This is a genomic window from Streptomyces sp. NBC_00569, assembly GCF_036345255.1.
GTDB lineage: Bacteria > Actinomycetota > Actinomycetes > Streptomycetales > Streptomycetaceae > Streptomyces.
Window position 1 is genome coordinate 9,905,703 of record NZ_CP107783.1, and the last position, 24,027, is coordinate 9,929,729.

Annotated in this window: 24 protein-coding genes and 3 pseudogenes; 14 read left to right on the top strand and 13 right to left on the bottom strand. The window is 68.3% G+C overall.

Going from position 1 to position 24,027, the window contains the following annotated elements; genetic code table 11:
• Nucleotides 1-2 precede the first annotated feature (2 nt).
• The 7 genes from OHO83_RS44705 to OHO83_RS44735 are packed head-to-tail and all read left to right on the top strand — an operon-like array spanning nucleotide 3 to nucleotide 7,669.
• Nucleotides 3-1,028 carry an NAD-dependent epimerase/dehydratase family protein gene (locus tag OHO83_RS44705; protein ID WP_266681316.1) on the top strand — a complete coding sequence of 342 codons (1,026 nt, stop codon included), beginning with the start codon at nucleotides 3-5 and terminating at the stop codon, nucleotides 1,026-1,028.
• A complete protein-coding gene (locus OHO83_RS44710; RefSeq protein WP_266681318.1) occupies nucleotides 1,025-2,299 on the top strand; it encodes a DUF4910 domain-containing protein in 1,275 nt (424 codons plus the stop codon). The genes OHO83_RS44705 and OHO83_RS44710 overlap by 4 nt, the downstream gene beginning before the upstream one ends.
• A 5-nt stretch (nucleotides 2,300-2,304) precedes the next feature.
• On the top strand, nucleotides 2,305-3,615 hold the full coding sequence (locus OHO83_RS44715; RefSeq protein WP_266681320.1) for a hypothetical protein: 1,311 nt from the start codon (nucleotides 2,305-2,307) through the stop codon (nucleotides 3,613-3,615).
• Nucleotides 3,612-4,559: a glycosyltransferase family 2 protein gene (locus OHO83_RS44720; RefSeq protein ID WP_266681322.1), complete on the top strand. Its 948-nt coding sequence runs from the start codon at nucleotides 3,612-3,614 to the stop codon at nucleotides 4,557-4,559. Before OHO83_RS44715 ends, OHO83_RS44720 begins: the two co-directional genes overlap by 4 nt.
• Entirely contained in the window at nucleotides 4,556-5,779 is a 1,224-nt protein-coding gene (locus OHO83_RS44725) for a polysaccharide pyruvyl transferase family protein (RefSeq protein WP_266681324.1), read from the top strand. The genes OHO83_RS44720 and OHO83_RS44725 overlap by 4 nt, the downstream gene beginning before the upstream one ends.
• On the top strand, nucleotides 5,776-6,327 hold the full coding sequence (rfbC, locus tag OHO83_RS44730) for a dTDP-4-dehydrorhamnose 3,5-epimerase (RefSeq protein WP_266681326.1): 552 nt from the start codon (nucleotides 5,776-5,778) through the stop codon (nucleotides 6,325-6,327). Before OHO83_RS44725 ends, rfbC begins: the two co-directional genes overlap by 4 nt.
• Before the next feature lie 7 nt (nucleotides 6,328-6,334).
• Nucleotides 6,335-7,669, top strand: a complete 1,335-nt coding sequence (locus OHO83_RS44735; protein WP_266681328.1) for a glutamate-1-semialdehyde 2,1-aminomutase — start codon at nucleotides 6,335-6,337, stop codon at nucleotides 7,667-7,669.
• Nucleotides 7,670-7,681: 12 nt separating this feature from the next.
• Here OHO83_RS44735 and OHO83_RS44740 read toward each other — a convergent pair whose 3' ends face one another.
• Together OHO83_RS44740 and OHO83_RS47170 are read right to left on the bottom strand one after the other, a co-directional pair.
• Nucleotides 7,682-8,395, bottom strand: a complete 714-nt coding sequence (locus OHO83_RS44740) for a phosphatase PAP2 family protein (protein WP_443066087.1) — start codon at nucleotides 8,393-8,395, stop codon at nucleotides 7,682-7,684.
• A 549-nt stretch (nucleotides 8,396-8,944) separates the two neighbouring features.
• A pseudogene (locus OHO83_RS47170) lies at nucleotides 8,945-9,151 on the bottom strand (hypothetical protein); the annotation flags it as partial.
• Between the two features lie 274 nt (nucleotides 9,152-9,425).
• Between OHO83_RS47170 and OHO83_RS44745 the strand changes: the two are divergent.
• The 3 genes and pseudogenes from OHO83_RS44745 to OHO83_RS44755 all read left to right on the top strand — a co-directional run bounded on the left by OHO83_RS44745 (nucleotide 9,426) and on the right by OHO83_RS44755 (nucleotide 12,214).
• Nucleotides 9,426-10,124 carry a hypothetical protein gene (locus tag OHO83_RS44745; protein WP_266681332.1) on the top strand — a complete coding sequence of 233 codons (699 nt, stop codon included), beginning with the start codon at nucleotides 9,426-9,428 and terminating at the stop codon, nucleotides 10,122-10,124.
• A 10-nt stretch (nucleotides 10,125-10,134) separates the two neighbouring features.
• A pseudogene (locus OHO83_RS44750) lies at nucleotides 10,135-11,357 on the top strand (RNA-guided endonuclease InsQ/TnpB family protein).
• Between the two features lie 437 nt (nucleotides 11,358-11,794).
• Complete coding sequence (locus OHO83_RS44755; RefSeq protein WP_266681334.1) at nucleotides 11,795-12,214, top strand: Imm1 family immunity protein; 420 nt, start codon at nucleotides 11,795-11,797, stop codon at nucleotides 12,212-12,214.
• Nucleotides 12,215-12,319: 105 nt separating this feature from the next.
• On the opposite strand, the gene OHO83_RS44760 is transcribed toward OHO83_RS44755, so the two are convergent.
• The 5 genes and pseudogenes from OHO83_RS44760 to OHO83_RS44780 all read right to left on the bottom strand — a co-directional run bounded on the left by OHO83_RS44760 (nucleotide 12,320) and on the right by OHO83_RS44780 (nucleotide 15,056).
• Nucleotides 12,320-12,478, bottom strand: coding sequence for a hypothetical protein (locus tag OHO83_RS44760; RefSeq protein ID WP_266681336.1), 159 nt, complete (start codon nucleotides 12,476-12,478; stop codon nucleotides 12,320-12,322).
• Nucleotides 12,479-12,611: 133 nt separating this feature from the next.
• A pseudogene (locus tag OHO83_RS47175) lies at nucleotides 12,612-12,740 on the bottom strand (thymidylate synthase); the annotation flags it as partial.
• Nucleotides 12,719-13,594, bottom strand: a complete 876-nt coding sequence (locus OHO83_RS44765; protein ID WP_266681338.1) for a Na/Pi symporter — start codon at nucleotides 13,592-13,594, stop codon at nucleotides 12,719-12,721. The pseudogene OHO83_RS47175 and the gene OHO83_RS44765, both read right to left, overlap by 22 nt.
• Before the next feature lie 199 nt (nucleotides 13,595-13,793).
• A complete protein-coding gene (locus OHO83_RS44770) occupies nucleotides 13,794-14,048 on the bottom strand; it encodes a transposase (RefSeq protein ID WP_266681340.1) in 255 nt (84 codons plus the stop codon).
• A gap of 157 nt (nucleotides 14,049-14,205) precedes the next feature.
• Nucleotides 14,206-15,056, bottom strand: a protein-coding gene (locus tag OHO83_RS44780; RefSeq protein WP_443066088.1) for an IS5 family transposase whose coding sequence is annotated in 2 segments (ribosomal slippage) — nucleotides 14,206-14,699 and nucleotides 14,699-15,056 — 852 coding nt in all. Because the reading frame shifts where the segments join, the coding sequence is not laid out codon by codon here.
• Between the two features lie 51 nt (nucleotides 15,057-15,107).
• Here OHO83_RS44780 and OHO83_RS44785 point away from each other — a divergent pair.
• Entirely contained in the window at nucleotides 15,108-15,242 is a 135-nt protein-coding gene (locus tag OHO83_RS44785) for a hypothetical protein (RefSeq protein WP_266681342.1), read from the top strand.
• Between the two features lie 60 nt (nucleotides 15,243-15,302).
• On the opposite strand, the gene OHO83_RS44790 is transcribed toward OHO83_RS44785, so the two are convergent.
• Nucleotides 15,303-15,770, bottom strand: a complete 468-nt coding sequence (locus tag OHO83_RS44790) for an HIT family protein (protein ID WP_266681344.1) — start codon at nucleotides 15,768-15,770, stop codon at nucleotides 15,303-15,305.
• A 602-nt stretch (nucleotides 15,771-16,372) separates the two neighbouring features.
• Here OHO83_RS44790 and OHO83_RS44795 point away from each other — a divergent pair.
• Together OHO83_RS44795 and OHO83_RS44800 are read left to right on the top strand one after the other, a co-directional pair.
• The gene (locus OHO83_RS44795) at nucleotides 16,373-17,113 is read left to right on the top strand and encodes a helix-turn-helix transcriptional regulator (RefSeq protein WP_266681346.1); all 741 of its coding nucleotides are present in this window, start codon (nucleotides 16,373-16,375) and stop codon (nucleotides 17,111-17,113) included.
• A gap of 144 nt (nucleotides 17,114-17,257) precedes the next feature.
• Complete coding sequence (locus tag OHO83_RS44800) at nucleotides 17,258-17,797, top strand: DoxX family protein (protein WP_266681807.1); 540 nt, start codon at nucleotides 17,258-17,260, stop codon at nucleotides 17,795-17,797.
• A 378-nt stretch (nucleotides 17,798-18,175) separates the two neighbouring features.
• On the opposite strand, the gene OHO83_RS44805 is transcribed toward OHO83_RS44800, so the two are convergent.
• Nucleotides 18,176-18,433, bottom strand: a complete 258-nt coding sequence (locus OHO83_RS44805; RefSeq protein WP_330280680.1) for a hypothetical protein — start codon at nucleotides 18,431-18,433, stop codon at nucleotides 18,176-18,178.
• Nucleotides 18,434-19,098: 665 nt separating this feature from the next.
• Between OHO83_RS44805 and OHO83_RS44810 the strand changes: the two genes are divergently transcribed.
• Entirely contained in the window at nucleotides 19,099-19,566 is a 468-nt protein-coding gene (locus tag OHO83_RS44810; protein WP_266681350.1) for a GNAT family N-acetyltransferase, read from the top strand.
• Between the two features lie 93 nt (nucleotides 19,567-19,659).
• Here OHO83_RS44810 and OHO83_RS44815 read toward each other — a convergent pair whose 3' ends face one another.
• From OHO83_RS44815 to OHO83_RS44830, 4 genes are all read right to left on the bottom strand, one after another.
• Nucleotides 19,660-20,640, bottom strand: coding sequence for a threonine ammonia-lyase (locus OHO83_RS44815; protein ID WP_266681352.1), 981 nt, complete (start codon nucleotides 20,638-20,640; stop codon nucleotides 19,660-19,662).
• Nucleotides 20,641-20,912: 272 nt separating this feature from the next.
• Nucleotides 20,913-22,415, bottom strand: coding sequence for a sulfatase-like hydrolase/transferase (locus tag OHO83_RS44820; RefSeq protein WP_330280681.1), 1,503 nt, complete (start codon nucleotides 22,413-22,415; stop codon nucleotides 20,913-20,915).
• 77 nt (nucleotides 22,416-22,492) lie between these two features.
• Nucleotides 22,493-23,692, bottom strand: a complete 1,200-nt coding sequence (locus OHO83_RS44825) for an MFS transporter (RefSeq protein ID WP_266681356.1) — start codon at nucleotides 23,690-23,692, stop codon at nucleotides 22,493-22,495.
• The gene (locus OHO83_RS44830; protein WP_266681358.1) at nucleotides 23,689-23,988 is read right to left on the bottom strand and encodes a hypothetical protein; all 300 of its coding nucleotides are present in this window, start codon (nucleotides 23,986-23,988) and stop codon (nucleotides 23,689-23,691) included. Before OHO83_RS44830 ends, OHO83_RS44825 begins: the two co-directional genes overlap by 4 nt.
• Nucleotides 23,989-24,027: the final 39 nt, after the last annotated feature.

The following is a 24,027-nucleotide window of genomic DNA, read 5'->3' on the forward strand; positions in this document are numbered from 1 at the left end:
CCTTGCGCGTACTGCTGACCGGACACCAGGGCTACCTGGGCACCGTGATGGCCCCGGTCCTCACGGCAGCCGGACACGAGGTCGTCGGCCTTGACGCCGGCCTGTTCGCCGACTGTGTCCTCGGACCGACGCCCGCGGACCCGTCGGGGCACCGGGTCGACCTGCGCGACATCACGGCCGAACACGTGGCCGGAGTGGACGCCGTGATCCATTTGGCCGCGCTGTCCAACGACCCGCTGGGATCGTTGGCGCCGGACCTCACCTATGACATCAACCACCACGCCTCCGTACGGCTCGCCCGGCTGGCACGCGACGCGGGCGTGCGGCGTTTCCTGTACGCGTCGACCTGCTCGGTCTACGGTGCTGCCGGGGGCGACGAGCTGGTGGCCGAGGACGCCCCGCTGCGTCCGGTGACGCCGTACGCGGAGTCCAAGGTGCGCGTGGAGGACGACCTGCACGCCCTGGCCGACGGCGACTTCACCCCGGTGTACATGCGCAACGCCACCGCCTTCGGCTACTCGCCCCGGCTGCGCGCCGACATCGTGCTGAACAACCTGGTGGGCCACGCGCTCCTGTCCGGGGAGGTCCTCGTGCTCTCCGACGGCACCCCCTGGCGTCCCCTCGTGCACGCGGCCGACATCGCACGGGCCTTCACGGCCGCGCTGGGTGCACCTCAGGAAGCGGTGCACGACCGGGCGTTCAACATCGGCAGCGAGATCAACAACGTCACGGTCGCCGAGATCGCCGAGCAGGTCGCCGAGGCCGTTTCCGGAGCACAGGTGAAGATCACCGGGGAGAACGGCGCCGATCCGCGCTCGTACCGGGTGGACTTCTCCCGGTTCCGCGCCGCGATTCCCGGCTTCGACTGCGAGTGGACGGTGAAGGACGGCGCGCTCGAACTCGCCGACGCCTACCGCAAACACGGGCTGACGCGGGAGGACTTCGAGCGCCGCTTCACCCGCCTCGCCGTACTGCGCGCGGCGTCCGACGCCGGCACCGTCGACGACACCCTGCGGTGGCGCCGATGACCGAGCTCGGCGCAGAGATGCACGCGCTGGTGGAGCGGCTGTACCCGCTGTGCCGCAGCATCACCGGCGACGGTGTGCGCGCCACCCTGGACATCGTGGGCGAGTACGTCCCACTGCAGGTGCACGAGGTGCCGACCGGGACGCAGGTGCTCGACTGGACGGTTCCGCAGGAGTGGAACATCCGGGACGCGTACGTCGTCGACGCCACCGGGCGCCGGGTCGTCGACTTCGCCGCGTCCAGCCTGCACGTGCTCGGCTACAGCGTGCCCGTGTCGGCGACCATGCCGCTGGCCGAGCTGCGCGCACACCTGCACACCCTGCCCGACCACCCGGCCTGGGTGCCGTACCGCACCAGCTACTACAAGCCGGAATGGGGATTCTGCCTGGCCCAGGAAACCCTGGACGCCCTGCCGGACGGCGAGTACGAGGTGCGCATCGACTCCACCCTCGCCGATGGCCACCTCACCTACGCCGAGCACGTGGTCCCCGGGCAGGTCGCCGACGAGGTGATCGTCTCCTGCCACGTCTGCCACCCGTCCCTGGCCAACGACAACCTGGCCGGCATCGCGGTGGCGACGTTCCTGGCTCGGGCGCTGGCCGAGCAGACGCCGTACTACACCTACCGGTTCATCTACGCGCCCGGCACCATCGGGGCGATCACCTGGCTGGCCCGCAACGCCGAGCGGATCGACCGGGTCAAGCACGGGCTCGTGCTGGCCTGCGCCGGCGACCCGGGCCGGCTCACCTACAAACAGAGCAGACGCGGCGACGCGGAGATCGACCGGGTGATACGGCACGTCCTTGCCGCCTCCGAACGCCCGCACCACGTCACCGAGTTCACTCCGTACGGCTACGACGAGCGGCAGTACTGCTCGCCCGGGTTCAACCTCGGCGTGGGCTCGCTCAGCCGGACCCCGTACGCCGGATACCCCGAGTACCACACCTCGGCGGACAACCCGGACTTCGTCTCCCCGGAGGCGATGGCGGACACCCTCGCAGTCTGCCGCGAGGCGTTCGCCGTCCTCGACCGCAACCGGCAGTACACCAACCTCAGCCCGTACGGCGAACCACAGCTGGGCCGACGCGGGTTGTACGACGCGCTCGGCGGCCGCAGCGACACCAAGCAGGCCCAGATGGCCATGCTCTGGGTGCTCAATCTCTCCGACGGCGAGCACAGCCTGCTGGACGTCGCCGAGCGGTCCGGGCTGCCGTTCGACACCGTCGCCGTCGCGGCCGGCGCCCTGCAGGGCGCCGGGCTGATCAAGGCATGACGCCGATGACCACCGAGGGGGAGAAGACGACGACACCGGCGGACCGGGCCAAAGACGCCCGGCGGACCGCCAAGCGGGCCCTCGTCGGTCGGTTGTCCTGGGGACTGGCCGACCAGGCGGCCTCCAGCCTGAGCAACTTCGTGGTGGGCGTCTACGTGGCACGCTCGCTGGGGCTGACCGCGTTCGGCGTGTTCAGCCTGGCCTGGGTGACCTACGGCGTGGTGCTCAACGTCTCCCGCGGCCTTGCCACCGACCCGCTCGTGGTGCGCTTCAGCGGCGTCTCGGACGCGTCCTGGCGCGGGGCGGTGGTCCGGTCCTCAGGCACCGCGCTCAGCGTCGGCGCGGTCATCGGCGTGGCGTGTCTGGCGATCGGCCTTGCCCTCGGCGGTCGCGTGGGGCTCGCGTTCGCCTGCCTCGGCGTCATGCTGCCGGGGCTGCTGCTGCAGGACGCCTGGCGGTTCTCGTTCTTCGCCGCCGGCACCGGGCGAAAGGCGTTCGTCAACGACCTCGTGTGGGGCGTCGCACTCGTCCCGGCCATGGTCGTGGCGGACCGCGTGGGCAGCGTGGCCGCCTTCGTGCTCGCCTGGGGCGCGTCCGCCGCGGTGGCCGCCGCGTACGGCTGCCTCCAGTCCGGCATCCGACCGCGGATGACCGGGGCGCGCGCATGGCTGCGCGAGCAGCGCGATCTCGGCTACCGGTACCTGGTCGAGAACGTCAGCCTCAGTGGCGCGAGCCAGCTGCGCGCGTACGGTCTCGGCGCGATCGTCGGGGTCGGCGCGGTGGGCGCGGTGCGGGGCGCCGAGCTCCTGCTCGGCCCGTTCCTCGCCGTGCTGATGGGCCTTTCGCTGGTCACCGTCCCGGAGGCGGCACGGGTGCTACGGCAGGCCCCGCACCGCCTCGGCGCGTTCTGCCTCGTGCTGGGCGGCGGTCAGGCCGGCGCCGCGCTGCTCTGGGGCGCGGCGCTGAAGCTGATGCCGGACCGGCTCGGAGAGTTGGTGCTCGGCGACGTCTGGCCTTCCGCCTCGCAGCTCATCGTGCCGGTCGCTCTCAGCGTCACGGGCGCGGGCCTCGGCACCGGCGCGGCGGCCGGGCTGCGCGCGCTCGGCGCGGCCCGGCGCAGCCTGCGCTGCCAGCTGTTCGCCTCCGCCTGTTACGTCGGCGGCGGGCTCGGCGGGGCCGTCATCGACGGCACGGTCGGCTCTGCCTGGGGCGTCGCCGCCGCGACCGTCGGCAGCTCGGCCGTGTGGTGGCTGCAGCTGCGGTCAGCCCTGCGCGAGCACCTCCAGAACCCCATCCCCGAAGTGAGGACCTCATGACCGCGCAACCCAGGCTGAGCATCGGCCTGCCCGTGTACAACGGCGAGGAGTACCTGGCCGAGTCGCTCGACGCCCTCCTCGGCCAGACCTACGAGGACTTCGAGCTGGTCATCTCCGACAACGCCTCGACCGACGGGACCCAGGACATCTGCCACAAGTACGCCGCGCAGGACGCGCGCATCCGGTACCTGCGACTGCCCCGGAACATCGGCGCCACGCCGAACCACAACCGGGTGTTCGCCGAGAGCCGCAGCGAACTGTTCAAGTGGGCCTCGCACGACGACCTTTACGCCCGCGATCTGCTGCGGCGGTGTGTCGAGGCGCTGGACGAGCGGCCGGACGTGATCCTCGCACACGCCGACCAGGCGGTCATCGACGGCGACGGCCAGGTGAAGGTCCCGTACGAGTACACGCTCGCGACCGACTCACCGCACCCTCCGGAGCGCTTCCGCAGCATGCTGTTCGAGCCCGGCGGTGACGACTTCTACGGGGTGATCCGGGCCGACGCGCTGCGCCGGGTGAAGCCGATGGACAGCTATCACCACGCGGACCGCACGTTCGTCGCCGAGATCGCTCTGCACGGGCGCTTCCACCAGGTGCCGGAACTCCTGTACTTCCGCCGCGACCACCCCACCCGCGCCGAGCGGGCGAACCCCAGCAAGCGCTCCCGGTGCGTCAACCTGGACCCGCGCCGGGCAGGCCCGCTGCACCCGACGCCCCGGCTGCTCGCCGAGTACGTCTGGGGCTTCGCCTCGGCGATCCGGCGGGCGCCGTTGTCCCAGGCCGACCGGCGCGCCTGCTACCGCCACCTGGCGGCATGGATGACCAGCCGGGTGCGGCCGGGCGCCGGCGAGCGGGTCGAGGACCGGGCCCCGGTCGACCCCGGGCGGTTCGCCGTCTCCGTCGACGCCGTCGTCGCCGGCCGTGAGGGGAGGCAGGCGTGACCGCTGTTCGCATAGGGGTGTTCGGCCTGCTCGGCTCCGGCAACCTCGGCAACGACGGGTCGCTCGAAGCCGTGCTCGGCTACCTCCGCGCCGAGCACCCGGACGCGGTCCTGGACGCGTTGTGCGGCGGACCCGAGGAGGTCGCCGCACGGTTCGGGATCCCCGCGACGCGGCTGCACTGGTACGCCGGGGAGTACCGGACCGCCTCGCGGACCGGCGCGATCGCGGCGAAAGGACTGGGCAAATTCGTCGACGTCGTCCGCACCGCCGCCTGGGTACGCCGGCACGATGTGGTGATCGTGCCGGGCATGGGCGTCCTGGAGGCCACGCTGCCGCTGCGGCCGTGGGGCTTCCCGTACTCGCTGTTCCTGCTCTGCGCGAGTGGCCGGCTGCTCCGCACCCGGGTCGCGCTGGTCAGCGTCGGCGCCGCCGAGATCGGCAGCCGGCCGACCCGGGCCCTGGTGCGCTGGTCGGCCCGGCTGGCCACGTACCGGTCGTACCGGGACGCCCCGTCCCGCGACGCGATGCGGGCGATGGGCGTGGACACCGCGCGCGACAAGGTCTACTTGGACCTCGCGTTCGCCCTGCCGACGCCGGAGGCGGGCGCGCCCTCGGGCTCGCCGGGCCCGGTCTGCGTCGGTGTCATGGACTTCCACGGCAGCAACGACGACCGCGCCCGCGCCGACGAGATCCACCGGCGTTACCTCGACGGGACGATCCGGCTCGTCCGCACGCTGGCCGAGGAGGGCAGACAGGTCCGCCTGCTCACCGGCGACACATGCGACGCGCCCGTGGTCGCCGCGATCCTCGACGCGGTGGACTCGCCGCTGGTCACCGCTGCCGAGCCGTCCTCACTGGCCGACCTGATGAAGGAGATGGCGGCCGCCGACACCGTGGTGGCGACCCGCTACCACAACCTGATCTGCGCGCTGAAGTCCGGCACGCCGACGCTCGCACTCAGCTACGCGGCGAAGAGCGACGCGCTCATGGACAGGATGGGTCTCGGCGCGTACTGCCATCCTGCCCGCGAGGTCGACGCCGACCGGCTGCTCGAGCAGTTCCGGGCCTTGGAGAAGCGCTCGGCGGATCTGCGCCAGACCCTCGCCGAGCGGAACCTCGCCGCAGCCCGGCAACTCGACGACCAGTTCACCGAGTTGAGCGCGACCCTGTTCCCGACGACCGACCACAAGCAGGCCCACGCCCTGCAGGAGGCTCCATGAAAGCGATCGAAGTCCCGGAGATCGCAGGCGCGTTCCTCTTCGAGCCGACACCGTACGCCGACGAACGCGGCTTCTTCTGCCGCACCTTCGACGCCGACGTGGTCCGCTCGGTGGGCCTCGACCCCGACGCCTTCGTTCAGGACAGCCTGTCCCGCTCGGTCCGTGGCGTGCTGCGCGGCCTGCACCTGCGCTCCGGCGCCGGCGAGGCCAAGCTGGTGCGGTGCTCGTACGGGCGCGTCTTCGACGTCGTCGTGGACCTGCGCACGGACTCACCGACCTACCGCAACCGGGCCTTCTTCGAACTGTCCGGCGAGACGCAAGTGACCCTGTACATCCCGGCGGGGTGCGCGCACGGCTTCCAGGCACTGACCGAAACCGCAGACACCTCGTACCGGATCGACCGCCCGCACGATCCGTCCGAGGACGTGACGATCGCCTTCGACGACCCCGAGCTCGCCATTCCCTGGCCGCTGCCGGCCGTATCGATGTCCCAGCGGGACCGGGAGGCACCGAGCCTCGCCGAGGTCCTGAAGCACAACGAAAAGTGAGATCCGCGTGAACACCGAAGACACCGGAGAGCTCATCCTGCCCCGGTCGCGCCAAGCGAACGAGCGGCTGCACGCCATGATCCCCGGGGGCGCCCACACCTACGCCAAAGGCGACGACCAGTACCCCGAGCACCTGGCCCCGGTCATCAGCCACGGCGCCGGCGCCCATGTGTGGGACATCGACGGCAACCGGTACATCGAGTACGGCTCCGGCCTGCGATCGGTCAGCCTCGGCCACGCGCACCCGCGCGTGCTCGAGGCGGTGCGGCGGCAACTCGACCGCGGCAGCAACTTCGTCCGGCCGTCCATCGTGGAGCTCGAGGCCGCGGAACGCTTCCTGGCCACGGTGCCGACCGCCGAGATGGTGAAGTTCGCGAAGAACGGCTCCGACGTCACCACCGCCGCGGTGCGCCTCGCCCGCGCCGTCACCGGACGCCCGCGAGTGGCGATCTGCGGCGACCATCCGTTCTACTCGGTCGATGACTGGTTCATCGGCACCACGCCGATGTCCGCCGGCATTCCGGAGGCGACCACCGAGCTCACCGTGGCGTTCCCGTACGGGGACCTGACCGCCACCGAGGAGCTCCTGAACTGGTATCAGGACGAGGTCGCCTGCCTGATCCTCGAACCTGCCTCCCACACCGAGCCACCGCCCGGATACCTCACCGGACTGCGCGAGTTGGCCGACCGGCACGGCTGCGTACTGATCTTCGACGAGATGATCACGGGCCTGCGCTGGTCCGAGGCCGGCGCCCAGGGCCTGTACGGCGTCGTCCCCGACCTCTCCACCTTCGGCAAGGCGCTGGGCAACGGGTTCGCCGTCTCCGCGCTGGCCGGGCGCCGCGAGCTGATGGAGCGGGGCGGGCTGCGTCACTCCGATGACCGGGTGTTCCTGCTGTCCACCACGCACGGTGCGGAAACGCACTCGCTGGCCGCCGCGATGGCCGTGCAGACCACCTATGTCGAGGAGGGCATCACCGCGCGGCTGCACGCCCTCGGCGAGCGGCTGGCCGCCGGTGTCCGCGACGCCGCGGCGAGCATGGGTGTCGGCGATCACGTCGTCGTCCGGGGCCGGGCCAGCAACCTGGTCTTCGCCACGCTCGACGAGAACCAGCAGCCGTCACAGCAGTACCGCACCCTGTTCCTGCGCCGGCTCCTCGCGGGCGGAGTGCTCGCCCCGTCGTTCGTGGTGAGCAGCGCGCTCAGCGACGCAGACATCGACCGCACCGTCGATGTCGTGGCCCAGGCGTGTGCGGTGTACCGGAAGGCACTGGACGACGCCGACCCCACCCCCTGGCTGGCCGGTCGGCCCGTGAAGCCCGTATTCCGGAGCTTGGCGTGACGTGACGTGGCATCAGCGGCGCTCCCGCCGACCGGCGTCGGCCATCCGGCCGAGCCGCCGGTCGGCAACCCGGTCGACCAGCCACCCGGTCGCCGGGATCACGGCCAGCGCGGTGCACCAGCCGCCGAGGGCGTCGGTCGGGTAGTGCGCTCCCAGGGCGACCTCCGCCCAGCCCATCGCGGCGCCGGCAACCAGCGCCGCGGCGAGCACAAGCAACGTGCCGGCCGTCCTGCCGAGGCCGAGCCGGCCGGTCACGAACAGCGCCACGATGAGGCCGAGCGCGGTGGCGAAGGTGGTGTGCCCGCTCGGATAGGACAGGTTGCCGTCGCCGTGGATGGTGCGTCCCACCAGGGCCTTGAGCAGCCTCGCCGTCCCCACGCTCGCGCCGAGACCGGCAACGACGAACACCGCGGCGCGAGGACGCCGTAGCAGCAGGCAGCCCGTCACGATGGCCACGACCAGCGTCGCCGCTCCGGCGGGCTCGCCCCAGAAGTCCATGACCACAGCGACGTACCGCCACGGCGGCCGCACACTGTCCGCCGTCGGCTTGACGATCCACCTGTCCACGATGCCGGGCTGGCTGTGACCGGCGTACCGGACCCCGATCGCGACGAGCACCAGCGCGGCGAGGCCCGCGATCAGCCCCAGCCGGGCGCGCAGAGACGGGGGCAGAACCGCAGACCCCGGCCGGACGGTCACACGCCCACCGCGACGACGGCGGGGCATTGTCGCCGGACGGCCCCGGTGACCGTAAGTCCGGGCACGACACGGCCTGTGCGCCCCATGAGCGCCGAGGCTCCCGCGGACAGGTCGCAGACACCATCGTTGCGGCCGCCACCGCCACCGCCACCGCCTGGGCCCGCACCCGCGGGCTGCACGGCTGAACCGAGCAAGATGACAAACCCGTCAAACAGGAACTGGGCTGGGCAGCATCCCAGCCCCGCTCCGTCCAGGCGATCCAACGCGAGCCCCCGTCGTATCCGATTCACCCTCACGCGATCACAACTGCCCCATGGACAGCCGCTCCTGGCTTGTACGACTCCGCGGGAGCCGTCAGCATGGCCATCACCCTGGTCAAGGGCGTCGCGATAAGTCTCTACTTGTCACCCTAACCAACAACCCGGCCACGGCAAACGCCGTCGGACAGACACGGAGCGCGAGCCGCGCCCTGTTCGGCACGCTGGCGCTGCAGGGCACCTTGCGACCCTCTGGGGCGTGAACTGCTCACTCGACCAGGCCTGTTGGCGAGCGACCGCTTGCGCCGGTCCATCACGGTTACGTCCGCGGGAGAGATGCATGGGCGGCCACTCGGTGATCTCGCTCTGAGCTATGCGGGAGTTCGGTGGGCAGGCCGGTCTCCACGGATTCTGACTCGATCGGGTGGAGGCGGCCCTCGGCGAGTAGTCCGAGTCCTATGTAGGGGCGGGCCTCGGTCCGTTCGTCGCTCTGCTTGGCCAGGACCGCGGCGACCAGGCGGATCAGGGGCGGTGATCACGGCCGGCAAGGTGAGGCCGGCGATCAGCAGCGGGGTGTGTGATCACGTGGCTGCATGAGAACTGCCAGTCGGCGCCCGACGGGCTGCGGTCGAGGTGAAGCTGGGGCGAGCAGAGGTGTTGTCAGGTCCACCCTCGGATCCGGGTGCCAGGCCGACTGCGTGGGGGCCGCGCCGCTGACAGCATTTTTCTGCCGGGGTGAGCAGGCCCCGGGCCGGCCCAGTTACGAGGAGGACCCCGTGCAGGAAACCATCGCCTGACGCGTGACCGGAGTCAGCGGCATCGCCGCGGCCGCCGCCTTCATCCTCGAAGTGCCCCTGTACTTCGTCTACTCGGGGCCGCCGCCGGACTCCAACGTGCTGGCCCGACTGCTGATCGGAATCCTCGCGCTCGGATTCCTGATCGTCTTCATGACGGCCCTGCGTGAACTCATCAAGAACGTGCGCCCCGACATGGAATGGGCCGGCACGCTCGCCTTCACCTCCGGCCTCGCATACGCGATCGTCACGCTCACCGCCAGCGGCCTGGAGGCAGGAGCCGTGATTGCGACCGACCGCGCGATCGACCCCACCGTCACCGGCAACGGCACCTACATCCTGTACGGGTCGATCTCCCGCATGCTGCTGGCCATGTTCCTCGCCGCGACGGCGTACGCGATCTCCCGAACAGGCCTGCTGCCCCGCTGGACCCATCGCACGGCCTACGTGCTGGCGGGCGTGAACCTCGCTTTCATGCCCTCGCTCTTCTTCGGCAACACCCCGGCCCACTTCTACGCCGCCCACGGCTGGGGAACGACAGCCCTGATGGGCGCGCTGCTCAGCTACCGGGATTCATTCGCAGTGATCCGGCCTTCAGGCCGGGGGAAAGCGAATCTTGTGGGGGCGGCGCGGAGCGTCGCCGTATCGTTCCAGCGGGGCTGGATACGGCTGTTCCGTCCCGGGGTTGTCAGTGTGTGGTGTTAGCGTCCGGATCATGCAGCTTCGGTACGCCTTCAGGTTGTACCCGAACGCCGTCCAGCAGTCCGCGTTGGCGAGGTCGTTCGGGTGCGCTCGTGTCGTGTTCAACGACGCCCTCCGCGCCCGCGAGGATGCCCGTAAGGCTGGCCAGCCGTTCCCGACGGCCGGTGATTTGTCGCGGAAGCTGATCACCGAGGCCAAGCTGAGCAAGGAGCGGTCGTGGCTGGGCGATGTGTCCGCGGTGGTGCTCCAGCAGTCCCTGCGAGACGTCGAGACCGCCTACCGCAACTTCTTCGCCTCGCTCAAGGGTTCCCGCAAGGGCCCCAGGATCGGCCCGCCTCGGTTCAAGTCCCGCAAGGATGCCCGGCAGTCGGTCTGGTTCACCGCGAACGCCCGATGGACGATCACCGATGGCGGGCGTCTGAGCCTGCCGAAGATCGGGGCGGTGAAGGTGAAGTGGTCCCGCGCTCTGCCCACCACCCCCACCTCGGTCACGGTCATCAAGGACGCGGCGGGGCGGTACTTCGCCTCGTTCGTCATCGACACCGACCCCGCTGCCGACGCGATGCGGATGCCCGCAACCGACCGCACCATCGGCATCGACCTCGGGCTGACCCACTTCGCGGTCCTGTCCGACGGCGAGAAGATCGGCTCCCGCGCTTCCTGCGGCGCGCGGAGAAGAAGTTGAAGAAGACCCACAAGGAGCTGTCCCGCAAGCAGAAGGGATCAAGGAACCGCGCCAAGGCCCGCCTCAAGGTCGCCCGCGCCCACGCCGAAGTCGCTGACGCACGCCGTGAGTTCCACCACCAGCTCTCCACCAGGCTGATCTTCGAGAACCAAGGGATCGCCGTGGAAGACCTGTCGGTGGCGGGACTGGCTCGCACCAGGCTGGCCAAGTCCGTCCACGACGCCGGGTGGTCACAGTTCGTGGCCATGTTGGAGTACAAGGCGGCACGGTACGGACGCACCCTGGTGAAGATCGGCCGGTTCGAGCCAACCTCCCAGACCTGCCACGCCTGCGGCACCGTGGACGGACCCAAACCCCTCGATGTCCGGGAATGGACCTGCGCCGCCTGCGGCACGGTCCACGACCGCGACATCAACGCCGCACTCAACGTCAAACAGGCCGCCGGACTGGCGGCATCGGCCTGCGGAGCGCCGGTAAGACCAGGAGCAATCCCGGCACAGCGCGAAGAACCAGGAAGCCACGGATTCCCGACCGGAAACCGTGCCGCGTAGCGGCACGGCAACCATTCGAGAAGGCCAGAATCCTCGGGCTTCAGCCCGAGGTGCAAGTCAATGGCTGCTTGCCTTCGGCATCGCCACCTATCGCAGCGCGGCCCAGCACGAGCGCCTCGCGGGCCCGGGAACAGCGACGCCGACGGCCGCGCGCTGACCAAGGTGCGTCGACGGACTCGACCCCTCCGATGGCGCACCACTCAGGTCCGGCGGGGAGCACAGCGAGCGCTGTCGGCTTTGAACCTTGGGCGGGGGACCGTCCAATGGGCGCGGGAGCACACCGGACAGCCGGCGGTTCAAGCCGACTCATCCGTTCGGCGAATACGGCCCATGCAAATCCTTGGCGATGGGGTACTAGCGATAAACTGGCCGACGGAAACGGCGGATGGGAATCGTCTGTCTTTTTTTTGGGGGGGGGGGGGTAAATAATGCGTGGAATGGCGGCCTACTACCGGAATGAGCACGGGGAGTCCCCGGTGGCGCTTCGTTCCCCCGAGGACGTCGACAACTTGATCGACGAGCTTCTGGCGAGCGACCGTTCGGAGGACATGGCAGTCCTGCACAGCCTGGAACGGCCGCTCATGCCTGCGGGGGTTCCTGATCACGAGTTGATGGTGGGGGCTGACGGAGGCCTCCGGGGCGGAGTTCTCGCCTTCATGGATGACGGAAATTTCGTCTCGCTTGGACCCGGCGGTGGGCGCGGTGAAGTCATTTATTCCATCATGGGGAATGTGGCTGAATTTCCTGAGAGGTCGGAAATTCCCATCATGCTTGTGCGTCAAGCCGTAAAGGAGTTCTTGTCATCCGCGGGGAAGCGTCCGGCGTGTATTGAATGGCAAGTTCCGGAAATTTGGTGAAGGCGACAGATCCCACACACGCCAGCCACGGTGAGCTCGGCCGACGTCGCGTCGGCCGCCTCCTTGTCCCCCGCAGGAGTACCCGGGCGTCAGTGACACGGTCACTCAGAGCACGCCCACCAGCACGATGACCAGGGCGGGCAGTGCGATGAAGACGGTGCCGAGGTAGACGGCGAGGACCCACCGGTGCTCGGAGGCGACGCGGGCGAGGCTCTCGGCGCAGTACAGCGGCACGGGGCGCAGGAGCGGTATCACATAGATCACGACGATCCACGTAGATCACGACGATCGCGAAGAGGTTGTAGATCAGATGCACGAAGGCTGCCTGCAGGCCGATCTTCGCGTCCTGTCCGACGCCTGCGAACGCCGCGAAGACCACCGTGAACGTGGTGCCGAGGTTGGAGCCGACGACGACGGGATACACCTGTGCCGGGGTCAGGATGCCTGCCCCGGCGAAGGGGACCAGCACGGACGTGGTGATGGTCGAGGACTGGGTGACGACGGTTACTCCCATGCCTGACGCCATGGCGAGGTAGGCGTTGCGGCCGACGGCTTGATCAGAACGTCGCGGGCCCTGCCGACCATGAGCAGTTTGAGGAGCCTTCCCAGGTAGCGGACGGCGACCAGGATCAGCGCGGCGCCGATCAGGATGGTGAACAGCGGGCCGAGTGTGCTGCTGACGTGCGAGGTCGCGTGGATCACTCCGTGTTCCACCGGTCTGGTTGCCGCCCGGATGAAGTTGAAGTGGGCCGGGTTCGGCAGCCAGTCTGTGCCGTACAGCGCATTGGTCAACGTCCCGCTGATGTGTTCCAGCGGATGCCAGATCAGCTCGACCGGGAAGAAGATCAGTAGTGCGAGCCAGTTGTAGAAGTCATGCACGGTCGAGGCGCCCAGCGCCCTGCGGAACTCTGTGCGGTCGCCGATGAAGGTCAGTGCGACCAGGCTCGTCGTCACGGTGGTGCCGACGTTCGCGCCCAGAATGATGGGGATCGCGCCCTGAAGGGGCAACGCGCCCGACCCTACGGCGGTGACAGCGATGGCCGTCGTCGTGGTCGACGACTGGATCAGGACCGTACCGAGAACGCCGACGCTCAGCCCGACCCACGGGTGCGCGGCGAAGGCGAACATGGTGTGCGCCGCGTCGGTGCCCAGCCCCGCGAAGCCGCGACTGATGATGCTGACGGCACAGAGCAGCAGGTAGATCAGCCCAGCGACACCGCACCAGCCGAGAGCCTTGGTCCATGCGGGGAGCTGGACGGCTCCGGCGCCGTTCTCGGCCGCGGGAGTCCTGAGCGCCGCGCCGCCGGAGAGGGTTGGCCCGGAGGCGGCACCCCTTTTACGGCTGTTGTCCGGCCCGCTGTCGGAAGAGGCTTCCGCCATGAATCAAGGCTACGAGCTCCTGACGAGGGGCGCGCGTGGCTGAGCGCCGTACGTGTGCAACAGGCGACCGGTGCCGTCAGCGACTGCGGCTTCTCCTGGTCCGACGCCAGGTGGGCCATGGTCGGGCTCGCCGGCCGGGCCTCCGCTACGGGCCCGCACGATCTTGGAGGCCACCGACACCACCCAAGCCAGGTCCCCGTCAGCCATCGCGGCCTGGGCCATCGGTGCGGTGAACACCCGCTGCCACGGGCCGTCGACGGCCGGCCCACATCCGCAGCCGGTTGTAGACGCCCTGCCGGTTTCCGTACTTCTCCGGCAGCTGCACCCACTGGCTTCCGGTCTGGAACTTGAATGCGATCGCGTCGATCACCTCCGGGTGATCCCTCCAGGCGCCACCCCGCACCGGCGTCCGGTCCGGGAGCAACGGCTCGATGGCGCCGCGCCCTCTGCGCATCAGTCAACGACCCACCGGGCCAACAAGCCGAGGATCTGAATGAGACGCCCTAGCGGACGGTGTAGCCACCGTTGGCGAAGATGGTCTGACCGGTGATCCACGATCCGTCCGTGACCAGGCACTTCACGATCGGCACTAGAGCCTGTCTTCAAAGGAGTCAGATCCACATCAGGAGTGATGCGATGGTGAGGGCTGCCTCATACGATTCACGGGTCTTGTCGTAGCGGGTGGCGATGGCCCGGTACTGCTTCAACGCGTTGAAGCAACGCTCGACGACGTTGCGCTGTTTGTAGCGTTCCTTGTCGAAGGCAGGTGGTCTACCGCCGTTGCTGCCGCGTCGGCGGCGGTTGACCTGCTGGTCCGAACGTTCGGGAATGGTGTGCGGGATTCCGTGTTTCCGCAGGTAGCTGCGTATGTGTCGCGTGCTGTATCCCTTGTCGCCCAGGAGATGTTCGGGCCGAGTACGCGGTCGTCCCGGTCCCGTGCGCCGGACTTTGATCCGCGCGAGTACTTGCTCGAACTGGGTGCAATCGTTGACGTTGCCACCCGTGACGAGGAAGCCGAGCGGGCGTCCGCGGCCGTCGCAGGCGAGGTGGATTTTCGTGGTCAGTCCGCCACGGGATCGTCCGAGGGCGTGAGAGTGTGCCGATTCCGCTGGGGCCGCCCTTTTTTACGAGCACCTGCCGCGTGTTGGTGAGCGCGGGCAATCATGGAATCCACCGACACCAGCCAGTCGATGTCCCCGACTGCATCCTTGCGGGCCTGGGCCGCCTCCAGCATCCGCGAGAAGGTCCCATCCAACGCCCACCTGCGGAAACGCGTGTACAACGTCCGCCAGGACCCATACCTCTCGGGCACATCACGCCAGGCCGAACCGGTCCGCAGCTTCCATACGATCCCGTTCAGCACCACCCGGTCATCCCGCCGAGGCCGCCCCGTCTCCGCCCTCGGAAGCAGCCTCGACAGCACATCCCACTCCTCATCCGAGAGCTCATGCCGCCGCACCATGCACTACATGATGCCCCATCAACTCCCTTTGAAGACAGGCCCTAGGAAGCCGTGGCCGCCGGTAACACGGCTGCTGCCGTCGAGGAGTTGAACCGGCACTTCGACAACACCGATCGCTACGTGGGCGAGGCCACCGAACTGCCCCTCGCCCACGACGAGCTCAAGACCGATGAGTTACCCCGGTGATCGCCCCACGGAACGTGCGCCTGATCCGAATCCGGTACTGGCTCAGCTTGCGTGATCTGGTTACTGAGCGTGCGGGCGCCCATGCAGTTGAACTCGGAGAGAGTGGGCTATTCGGTTCGCCTGGTCAGGCGTTACTCGCTCCTGCTCTGGTCGCCGAAGCAGCTCGAAGATGCCTGGCCCCCGATGCACTGGTTGCAGATCTGCCATGCGCGGAACGATGTGGAAGTGCACGTGCGCGAAGCCTTCGGCTTCCGCAAATTGGACGACGTAAGTCTTCGCGCAACCAGTCACGTTCCGGAGCGCCCGGGAGAGCTTGACCTGCCACACCCCTAGGGCGGAAGCCTCAATATCAGTGAGGTCATGAACCGCGGCAACGTGACGCCGTGGCAGCAGCACCAGCCAGCCGGGCACTGCGGTGTTCAGTGCGTGGGCCACCCGCCAGTGCTGGTCAAATGCCACGCACTCGCGTGGCGGAAGGTCGTCGAACTCTGCTTCCTTGCTGCATGCGTAGCAGTCGGGAGTCGTCATGAACTCAGATCGTAGGAGTTTCTCTGTGGAGACGGTCGGCCTCAGTCATTAAGCACTTCAAGGGAACGCTCTTCAAAGGCATTGGAAGCCGGCGCATCCGAACGTCTGGCGCTTGAACATCTTGATTCTGGCGACATGCCGCACCGGCGCCACCGGGGTTCCAGGGCAGGGTGAGGCTGTCCCGTGAGGGAGTCGGAGTGCCGCACCGCCCGGCCGGCGACACGGCGGGGCTATGGCGGGATCGCGGGGGAGCGGGTCTACCGACGGGCGCTCGGTGCGGAAGCAGGAACGAGCTCGCTGGTAGCTGTGGGTGCGCCCGAGTGACACGACCGCCTCCCATACTTCCCAGGCATTGGTGCAGCCCTGGTTCCCGTGGTCGTCCAGATAGGGCTTGAACTCATCCACGACCGCGGGGCGGCCGCGGAAGACTCCGGCGGAGACGGCCAGCCGTTGATCAGGTGGGTGGCCCCAGGTCCGGGCCGGCCCAATACGGGCGATCAGCGGATCGGGAACCTGGGGGCTTGGTGCCCGATTGTGGTGCTTGCCCAAAAAAATCGGAGATTGACAGTTTCGCCTAATCTCATTGGCGATATTATGAAGCCGTGGGACTGGATCACACCTCGTTGACCACTCTCGCCGTCCTCGGCGACGAGCAGCGCCGCCGCATGTTCGACTTCATTCGGCAGGAGCGGCATCCGGTCACGCGCGAGGAGGTGGCCGCGACCCTCGGGATCTCCCGAAAGCTGGCGGCGTTCCACCTGGACAAGCTGGTGACAGCCGGCCTGCTCCGATCGCACTACGAATCCCCTGTGGGGATGATCCACAAGGTTGGCCGCAGGCCCAAGGTCTACGAGCCGATGGCCCAGGCCATCGCGGTGAGCATCCCTGAGCGCCACTACGAAATGCTCGCCGACGTCCTGATCGAGGCCGTCCTGACCGAAGGCGGGGGCGAGTCGGCCCGCGATACCGCGCTTCATGTGGCGTACGAGCGCGGGGAAACCCTGGGCAGCGCCGGGCGGGAACAGGTACGTCCCGGCCTGCTCGGCGCCGAGCAAGGGCTCAGCCTGGCCGCCGACACCCTCGAGAAGTTCGGGTACGAGCCGGAGCGCGCCGCGCCCACCCTGCTGCGGCTGCGCAACTGCCCCTTCCACCCCTTGGCGGCCAAGGCCCCAGAACTGGTCTGCGCCGTCAACCAGGCTTTCCTGGCCGGCTACCTGCACGGCCTCGGAAGTGACAAGACCACAGCGGTGCTCGCCCCACGGCCCGACGCGTGCTGCGTCGAACTCCGCGCGGACGGCGTGGCACAAGGCTCCTCAGGACCCGGAACCGCCTGCGGCCGGTAGCCGGCGAAGAAGCTGCAGCCTGGAAGCATTCTTCCGCGACATGGCGTAAGTGCTCACCGTCGATCGGTGGCCTCTTGCGGTTCGGGCGGAGGAAGCACCGTTTTCATATGCTCACCGGAGCACGCCATGACTACGAAGAGTTATATGCATCGGGCTTTGGCTCGCACGGAACCGGCAGCGCCGATCACCACCACGCCAAGGTCATCCGCATACGATTGGGGGCTGCTGCTGATCAGGCTGACCTTCGGACTGCTGATGGCCGGCCACGGGGCTCAGAAGTTGTTCGGGATTTTCGGGGGTCTGGGCCTGACGGAAACCGGTAAAGGGTTCGCAGCCCTTGGATATCACCCGGGAAAGATCTTCGCCCTGGTGGGGGGTCTGTCCGAATTCCTCGGTGGCCTCGGCCTGGCTGTAGGGCTGTTCACCCCTCTTGCGGCCGCCGCCCTGATCGGGGTGATGATCAATGCCATGGTGACCGTGACCGGTCCCCATGGTCTGTGGGAGACGAGCGGCGGCGTGGAGTACAGCGTCTGCATCGCCGTTGTAGCTCTGGCCGTCGCCATGATCGGTCCCGGCCGGCTGGCCGTCGACCGGTTCTTCCGTTGGGGTGCGGGCGGCTGGGCCGAGGGCGCGTTCGCCCTGGGCCTCGGCGGAATCGCTGCCGTCATCGCGCTGAGTCTCTGAACCTTGGGAGACGAAGGCGCCACGGTGGCCGAAGAACGACTGGCTCACCTGGCGATCACGCGCGAGGCGCTGTTGTCCTTGGTCGGCGAGGACTATGCCGACCAGGGGCAATGCTCCGCCACAGGCGCCAGAGGACCCCGCGGACGAGCCGGCGCCCAATGGCCTGCGTCCAGCACTGCAACTTGCACACGGATACGGGCCGCAGGACCTGGTGGAGACGCTGCGGCCCTGCCTGCGCATCGTCGAAGCACTCGGAGAGATCCTGGACGAAGGCGAACTGTCCCGCCAAGTGCCTGCCACGGCAGGTTAGTTGAAGGGAGATTTCGCGGAGGCCCTGTGACTCCCAGATCCGCGACATTGTGTCGAAAGCGGCTCAGTTCAGCAGTGGTAGGTCACCACCACTGCGATCGCATTTTGAGGCAATCGGTCGAGATAGTCTCCGACTAGCTGGACGTATGGATCGTGTCGCATCGAGTCCCATGCGAGCCAGCGGCCGTCGATGGCCAACAGTGCGTCTGCGGTGACGCTTTCGTTCGCCTTTCGATGGATGAAGGCGTCCTCTCCGACGCCGAAATTTCCGACGGCGTTATCCCCGAAACGGTCTCGCAGATCGTGGTCTGCGAAAAGGGCCTGCACGAGGGGTTGTCTTCTGTATGCATGCCAGGCGGGGCCAGGCACTTGCTCCGAGGCGTGAGGGTCGGCTGCGATAAGGTCATCCAGACCCTGCGCTGTCGGAAAGCCTTGGCTGAACTCTGTCCATTGATTCCACAATTTCTGAGCCGCGGCAGCCGCCTGCAGTTCTGTTCCCTCAAGTCGAGCAGGCCCAGCGGCCCTCCATCGCAGAGACCAGGTGTGAGGGGCCGCAACTCCCCACGCGGGGTTTTCGGATTCCTCACAAGCCGAGGGTCATTCTCATGGCCGACTCGGACCAGGAACTCAAGCTTGGTTGAGCCTACGTCCCACGAATCCCATTCTTCTCCGCCCTTGTCTTGGTCGCTGCTGAGGTCGCGATTCCTGTCGAAGGGTGCCATGGCGGCAGAGATGGCCTGGTTGATGTCAGTCGCTGCACTCGCGTCCATGCATACGATCAACTGCTCGCGGGACACGTAAACTCCAAGTCTGCTACGGCGTCCTGTCCGGAACGGGTCACCGCACGCCGGGCGAACCGATGGGGCCCATGTACGTCCGTGCCGTCAAGGCGGAGAAACGGTTCGTCGTTGAAGAAGCGATGATCGACCATACGGGTATTCTGCCTGCCCTTCCTCGCGGACCTTCGCCTGTAACAGCCGAGCCCTCCTGCCATGATCGTCATCATGGGCATACACATCGCACCCGCCGGGGTGGCCGACTTCCATCAGGTCCTGACTGATCACCCCCGTTACTGGGGCGAACGCGATCTTCGGTCGTTGCACCTTCTCGCGCTGGTGCAGGAGTTCGGTTCCACCTGCTTGGTCGCCCGAGCCGAGGACGGAATCCGCGGGTACATCTTCGGGTTCGTCACCCCAGGCGGAACCGGGTACGTGCATCTGATCGCCACACGGGACGACGCCCGTGGCACCGGTCTCGGACGTCGTCTGTACGCAGCGTTCGCCGAAGCAGCGGAACGGCACGGTGCACAACAGTTGAAGGCCATCACATCAATCGAGAACACCGGCTCAATCGCCTTCCACCGCAGCCTCGGCTTCGACGCGGAGATCGTCGACGACTACAACGGCCCCGGCCTGACTATGGCCGTCTTCCACCGAGATCTGCCGCTCAACGTCTCGTGACCCTCACCAACCTGCCGTCCGTCACTGGCAATCGCTCCCCAGGCCGTAGGTCTTGATGTCGTTCGCTCGACTCCGGGGAGGAGTGAGCGGTTGTCAAGATCGGTCGATGGGAGCCGCACCTACCCAGCGGTGATAGGCGTCGACGTCGACGTTGCTGCCGCACACGATGGTGACGATGTGTCGGCCGGCGAAGCGGTCACGGTCTTCGAGGATCGCCGCGACGCCGAGCGCGGCCGACGGTTCGACGACCAGACCGGCGTGGGTGAGGAGCATCCTCATACCGGCGACGATCGACGACTCCTGGACCAGGACGGCGTCGTCAGCGACCAGGAGGAGGTCGTCCAGGACGGCCGGGATGGGGTACCGGCCGGCGACGCCGTCGGCGATGGTGCTGATCGAGTCGGTGGTGACGACGCGGCGCTGGCGCCAGGAGTGTGTCATCGCCGGTGCGCCGAGCGGCTGGACGCAGATCACCTCGGCCCGGGGTGCCAGGGCCTTCACCACATGCCCCACACCGGTGGCCAGCGCCCCGCCGCCGAGAGCGATCAGGACGGCGTCGAACGACGCCACAGTGTCCACCAGTTCCAGGCCGATGGTCGCCGCGCCCTCGCAGGTCTCGATGTCCAGGCTGTCCTCGACCAGCCTGATGCCCTCGTACTGAGCGATCGCCGCCGCCCGCTCGCGCGCCATCTCGTGGTCGCCGTCCACCAGTTCCAGTTTGGCGCCCAGCGCCCGGACACGCTCCAGCTTGGTCACCGTCGCGAAGCGGGATGCCACGACGGTGACGTCGAGCCCCCGGCCGCGACCGGACCAGGCGAGGGCTTGGCCAAGGTTGCCCGCGCTGGCGCACACCACGGCTCGCGTGCCTCTGTCAGCGAGCAGGTTCGCTACTACCTCGGTGCCACGGGCCTTGAAACTGCGGACCGGGTTCGCCGTCTCGAGCTTGATGCTCACCGTGCACCCGAGGTCGGGCTCCAGGGCCTCGCAGCGGTACAGCGGGGTGTCGAGAAAGAGCGGGTCGATCACCTGGCGAGCCGCCCGGATCCGAGCCATGTCGAGGCGTGTCTCCTGCACGACATAGCAGGCTAGTGCCGCAGGTCGGTTCTACTCGAGTAATTTTCCATTCCCGTGGGTCAGCTGGGGCGGTTCACGCGGCACTGAGATCGGGTGGTTCGACCGCTGGGCTCCCGTTTCGGCGGCACGTCGGCCAGATGGTGACTCCCGTAGGCACGTCGAAGCGACTGCCACTGAGACGAGACGTGGATCGCCACACGAGCTCGTTGGTTCCGGCGATCTGTCCGGAGGTCGTTTGCCGGGCAGTCTTGCTCCCCGTCCCACTGGTTCCGTCAGGGGCCTGTGCTCTTCAGTGGTGCCAGGTCTGTCCTCTCGACGGACCTCATCAGCGTGAACCTGTCGCGCATTTCGTTGCGGCGGCCGCGGTCCATGGCCAGGTTGACCAGTTCGTGCGGGTCGTCCTGGAGGTCGTAGAGCTCATGGTCGCAGTCGTCGAAGTCGGCGTCCGGGCCGAAGAGCATCTTCGTGGGTTCGGGGATCTCGGGCCGGTCGGCGGGCAGGCCGCCGCCGACGCCGAAGTAACGGGCGTACTTGTAGCGGCCGTCGAACATGCCGCGCACCGCGTAGCGGGTCTGCTGGATCTGCCGCGTGTGCACCGAGTCATGCGCGAAGAGCACGTAGTCGCGCACCTTCGCCGCTGGATCGCTGAGTATCGGGGAGAGGTCCTTGCCGCGGAAGGAGGGGGCGGGAGCGGCCCCGGCCAGCGCGCAGATGGTGCTCGCGAGGTCCACGTGCGAGGCGAGCGAGTCGGTGGTGCTGCCAGGGCGGGTGAGGCCGGTTGCCTTCACGTAGCAGGGGACGCGCATGATCTCGTCGTAGACGAAGGGGCCCTTGGAGCGCAGGCCGTGGGAGCCGCACATGTCGCCGTGGTCGGAGGTGAAGATGATGACGGTGTCGTTCCAGCCGCCGGACTCCTCCAGGGCGCCGAGGACGGTGCCGAGGCTTTCGTCGCCCAGCTGGTGGAGCCTGACGTAGTAGTCGAGCTGCCGCAGCCAGGACTTCTTGTCCTTTGGTTCGATGCGCCCCCACAGGCTGTTCTGCTGGTCGTGCCGCCACTGCCGCTGGGTGTCCGGTTTCGTGTGGAGGTCGTCGTCGAAGTTCTCGGGGAGCTCGTCGAAGATCTCGTCGTAGGCGTCCTCGAAGGGCGGGATCGCCTGGCCGCGCCCCCAGTCGTCGGCGTCCAGGAAACTCCGGACGAACTCCAGCATCCTCGGGTTGGCCCGCTGGTACTCCGGCTGGTCGATCGGGTACCACATCACGTCGTGCGGGTTGACGAGCGCTACGGTCAGGAACCACGGCTCCTGCGAACCGGCGTTGTGCCGGAGCCAGTTGGCCGCGTTGGCGGCGATGACGGGGTCGAAGTGCACGCCGGTGCCGGCCATGCCCATGAAATGGTGGTCGTTGCCGTCCCAGTCGCCGTATCCGTACGCCTCCATGTCGGGCCGCGTGGATCGGGACAGGTGCCACTTGCCGATGTAGGAGGTGCCGTAGCCGGCCTTGCGCAGGGCGGTGCCGATGGTTGGGACCGTGGTGGGCAGTTCGGGCTGCCAGGGGAAGATCACGTTCTCGGCGACCTGGTGCTGGGTCACGTACTGCCCGGTCATCATGGTCGCGCGGGAGGGGGAGCAAGGGGCTGAGTGAGTCCAGTAGTTGGTGAACTCCAGGCCCTCGGCGAGCAGCCGCTCGCGCCAGGGCAGCCGGACCTGTGGCGGTAGCCAGCCGCGCTGACGCTCCTGGTCGGAGACGACGAGCAGGATGTTGGGCTTCTTCTTCACGAGGGTGCCTTTCGGTAGGGGCGGTACGGGTTGCGTGGCCGGTACGGGCTTCGGTGTGTGGGCCGGTACGGCACGTGTCAGTGCGCCGGGGCCGTGGCGCCGCCGGTCGCGGGTGTGCGGCCGTGCCGCATGAATGCCGCGATCAGCAGGGCGCCCCCCGCAGCGCAGGCGGCGGTGAGCAGGGCGAGAACGAAGCCGGACTCCGCGTGGACGGCGGGGTGCCCGTCGTGGCCGCCGGTGAGGAGATGGGCGGCGAGTACGGCACCGAACACGGTCACACCGGTGGCGTTGCCGAGGTTGTTGGCGACGCCCATCATTCCGGCGCTCACGGCGGTGTGCGTGGCGGGCACGGCCTCGATCACCAGGTTCGACGCGGAGACGAAGAAGAACCCGAACCCGACGCCCTGCAGGACTGCCGCGAGGAAGAACTGCCAGGCGGCGGTGTGCAGAAGAGCCACGCACAGCGAGCTCGCCGTCAGTGCCGACGCGGCGACCAGCAGGGCCGTACGGGGCGCACGATGCCGGGCCAACAGGCCGCCCAGCGGTCCGCACACCGACGCCAGCACCCCCTGCGGCACCAGGAACAGCGCCACCCCCATCGCACCGAGGCCGAGTCCGTATCCCGCCGACTCGGGGGACTGCACGAGCAGCGGGATGAGATAGCCGTAGCCGCCGATGGCGAACGCGCCGCCGTACGTGGCCAGCAACGTCCAGCGCAGTGCGGGCCCGGTCAACAGCCGCAGGTCGACGAGGGGTTCCTCGGCACGCAGTTCGACCCGTACGAAGAGGGCGAGGAGTCCGGCAGCTACGGTGAAGCAGGACAGAGTGGAGGGGGACAGCCACCCCCAGGCTCTGCCCTGGCCCACCGCCAGCAGCAGGGCTCCGACGCCCGAACCGAGCAGCAGCCCGCCCGCGCCATCGATCCGCCGCCGCAGCCGCACCGTCGACTCGGGAAGCACCAGCAGCACGACCGGGGCGAGCACCGCCGCGTAGAGCAGGCAGAACCAGAAGACTGCCCGGAACCCGAAGGCGCTGACGAGCGCACCGCCGATCAGCGGACCCGCGAGGGAACTGAGCCCGAGCCCTGTCGTGATGGCGCCCATGGCCACGGGTACGGCACGCGCCGGCAGGATGTCGCGGATCAGCCCGTACGCCGCTGGGGCCACGACCATGCACACGCCCTGCAGTGCGCGGCCGATGAGCAGTATCGGGAAGGACGGAGCCAGCGCACAGACCGCAGAGCCCGCCATGAACGCGACGGCGGCGTAGAGGATCACCGCTTTTTGCCGATGACATCGGCGACCTTGCCGAGCATCGGCTGTGCCACTACGCCCATCAGGCTCGTGACCGTCAGAGCCCAGCCGATGGACGGGGTGTCGAACTCTGCCTGCATGGCCTGCAACGCCGGGTAGATCAGGGTGATTTCGAGCGCGGCGATCTCGGTGAGCAGGACGAGAGGCACCAGGAGCAGGACGTAGAAGGCGGTCGGCCTGCCTTCGAGTCGCCTCGCGCCGCGCGAGGAGGGAAGTGCGGCGGGGGCTGTGTCCGGGTCGGACGGTGAAGCGTCGCGCATGAGTGACTCCTGAATGCGGGCGACCAAGCGCTTGTTTGG

Excerpts from the sequence above, each read along its gene's own strand:
- OHO83_RS44710 (WP_266681318.1), top strand. The coding sequence starts at position 1,025 with ATGACCGAGCTCGGCGCAGAGATGCACGCGCTGGTGGAGCGGCTGTAC.
- OHO83_RS44715 (WP_266681320.1), top strand. The coding sequence starts at position 2,305 with ATGACCACCGAGGGGGAGAAGACGACGACACCGGCGGACCGGGCCAAA.
- OHO83_RS44720 (WP_266681322.1), top strand. The coding sequence starts at position 3,612 with ATGACCGCGCAACCCAGGCTGAGCATCGGCCTGCCCGTGTACAACGGC.
- rfbC (WP_266681326.1), top strand. The coding sequence starts at position 5,776 with ATGAAAGCGATCGAAGTCCCGGAGATCGCAGGCGCGTTCCTCTTCGAG.
- OHO83_RS44740 (WP_443066087.1), bottom strand. The coding sequence starts at position 8,395 with ATGCCCCGCCGTCGTCGCGGTGGGCGTGTGACCGTCCGGCCGGGGTCT.
- OHO83_RS44755 (WP_266681334.1), top strand. The coding sequence starts at position 11,795 with ATGGCGGCCTACTACCGGAATGAGCACGGGGAGTCCCCGGTGGCGCTT.
- OHO83_RS44765 (WP_266681338.1), bottom strand. The coding sequence starts at position 13,594 with ATGGCGGAAGCCTCTTCCGACAGCGGGCCGGACAACAGCCGTAAAAGG.
- OHO83_RS44770 (WP_266681340.1), bottom strand. The coding sequence starts at position 14,048 with ATGCGCAGAGGGCGCGGCGCCATCGAGCCGTTGCTCCCGGACCGGACG.
- OHO83_RS44790 (WP_266681344.1), bottom strand. The coding sequence starts at position 15,770 with ATGACGACTCCCGACTGCTACGCATGCAGCAAGGAAGCAGAGTTCGAC.
- OHO83_RS44800 (WP_266681807.1), top strand. The coding sequence starts at position 17,258 with ATGCATCGGGCTTTGGCTCGCACGGAACCGGCAGCGCCGATCACCACC.
- OHO83_RS44810 (WP_266681350.1), top strand. The coding sequence starts at position 19,099 with ATGATCGTCATCATGGGCATACACATCGCACCCGCCGGGGTGGCCGAC.
- OHO83_RS44830 (WP_266681358.1), bottom strand. The coding sequence starts at position 23,988 with ATGCGCGACGCTTCACCGTCCGACCCGGACACAGCCCCCGCCGCACTT.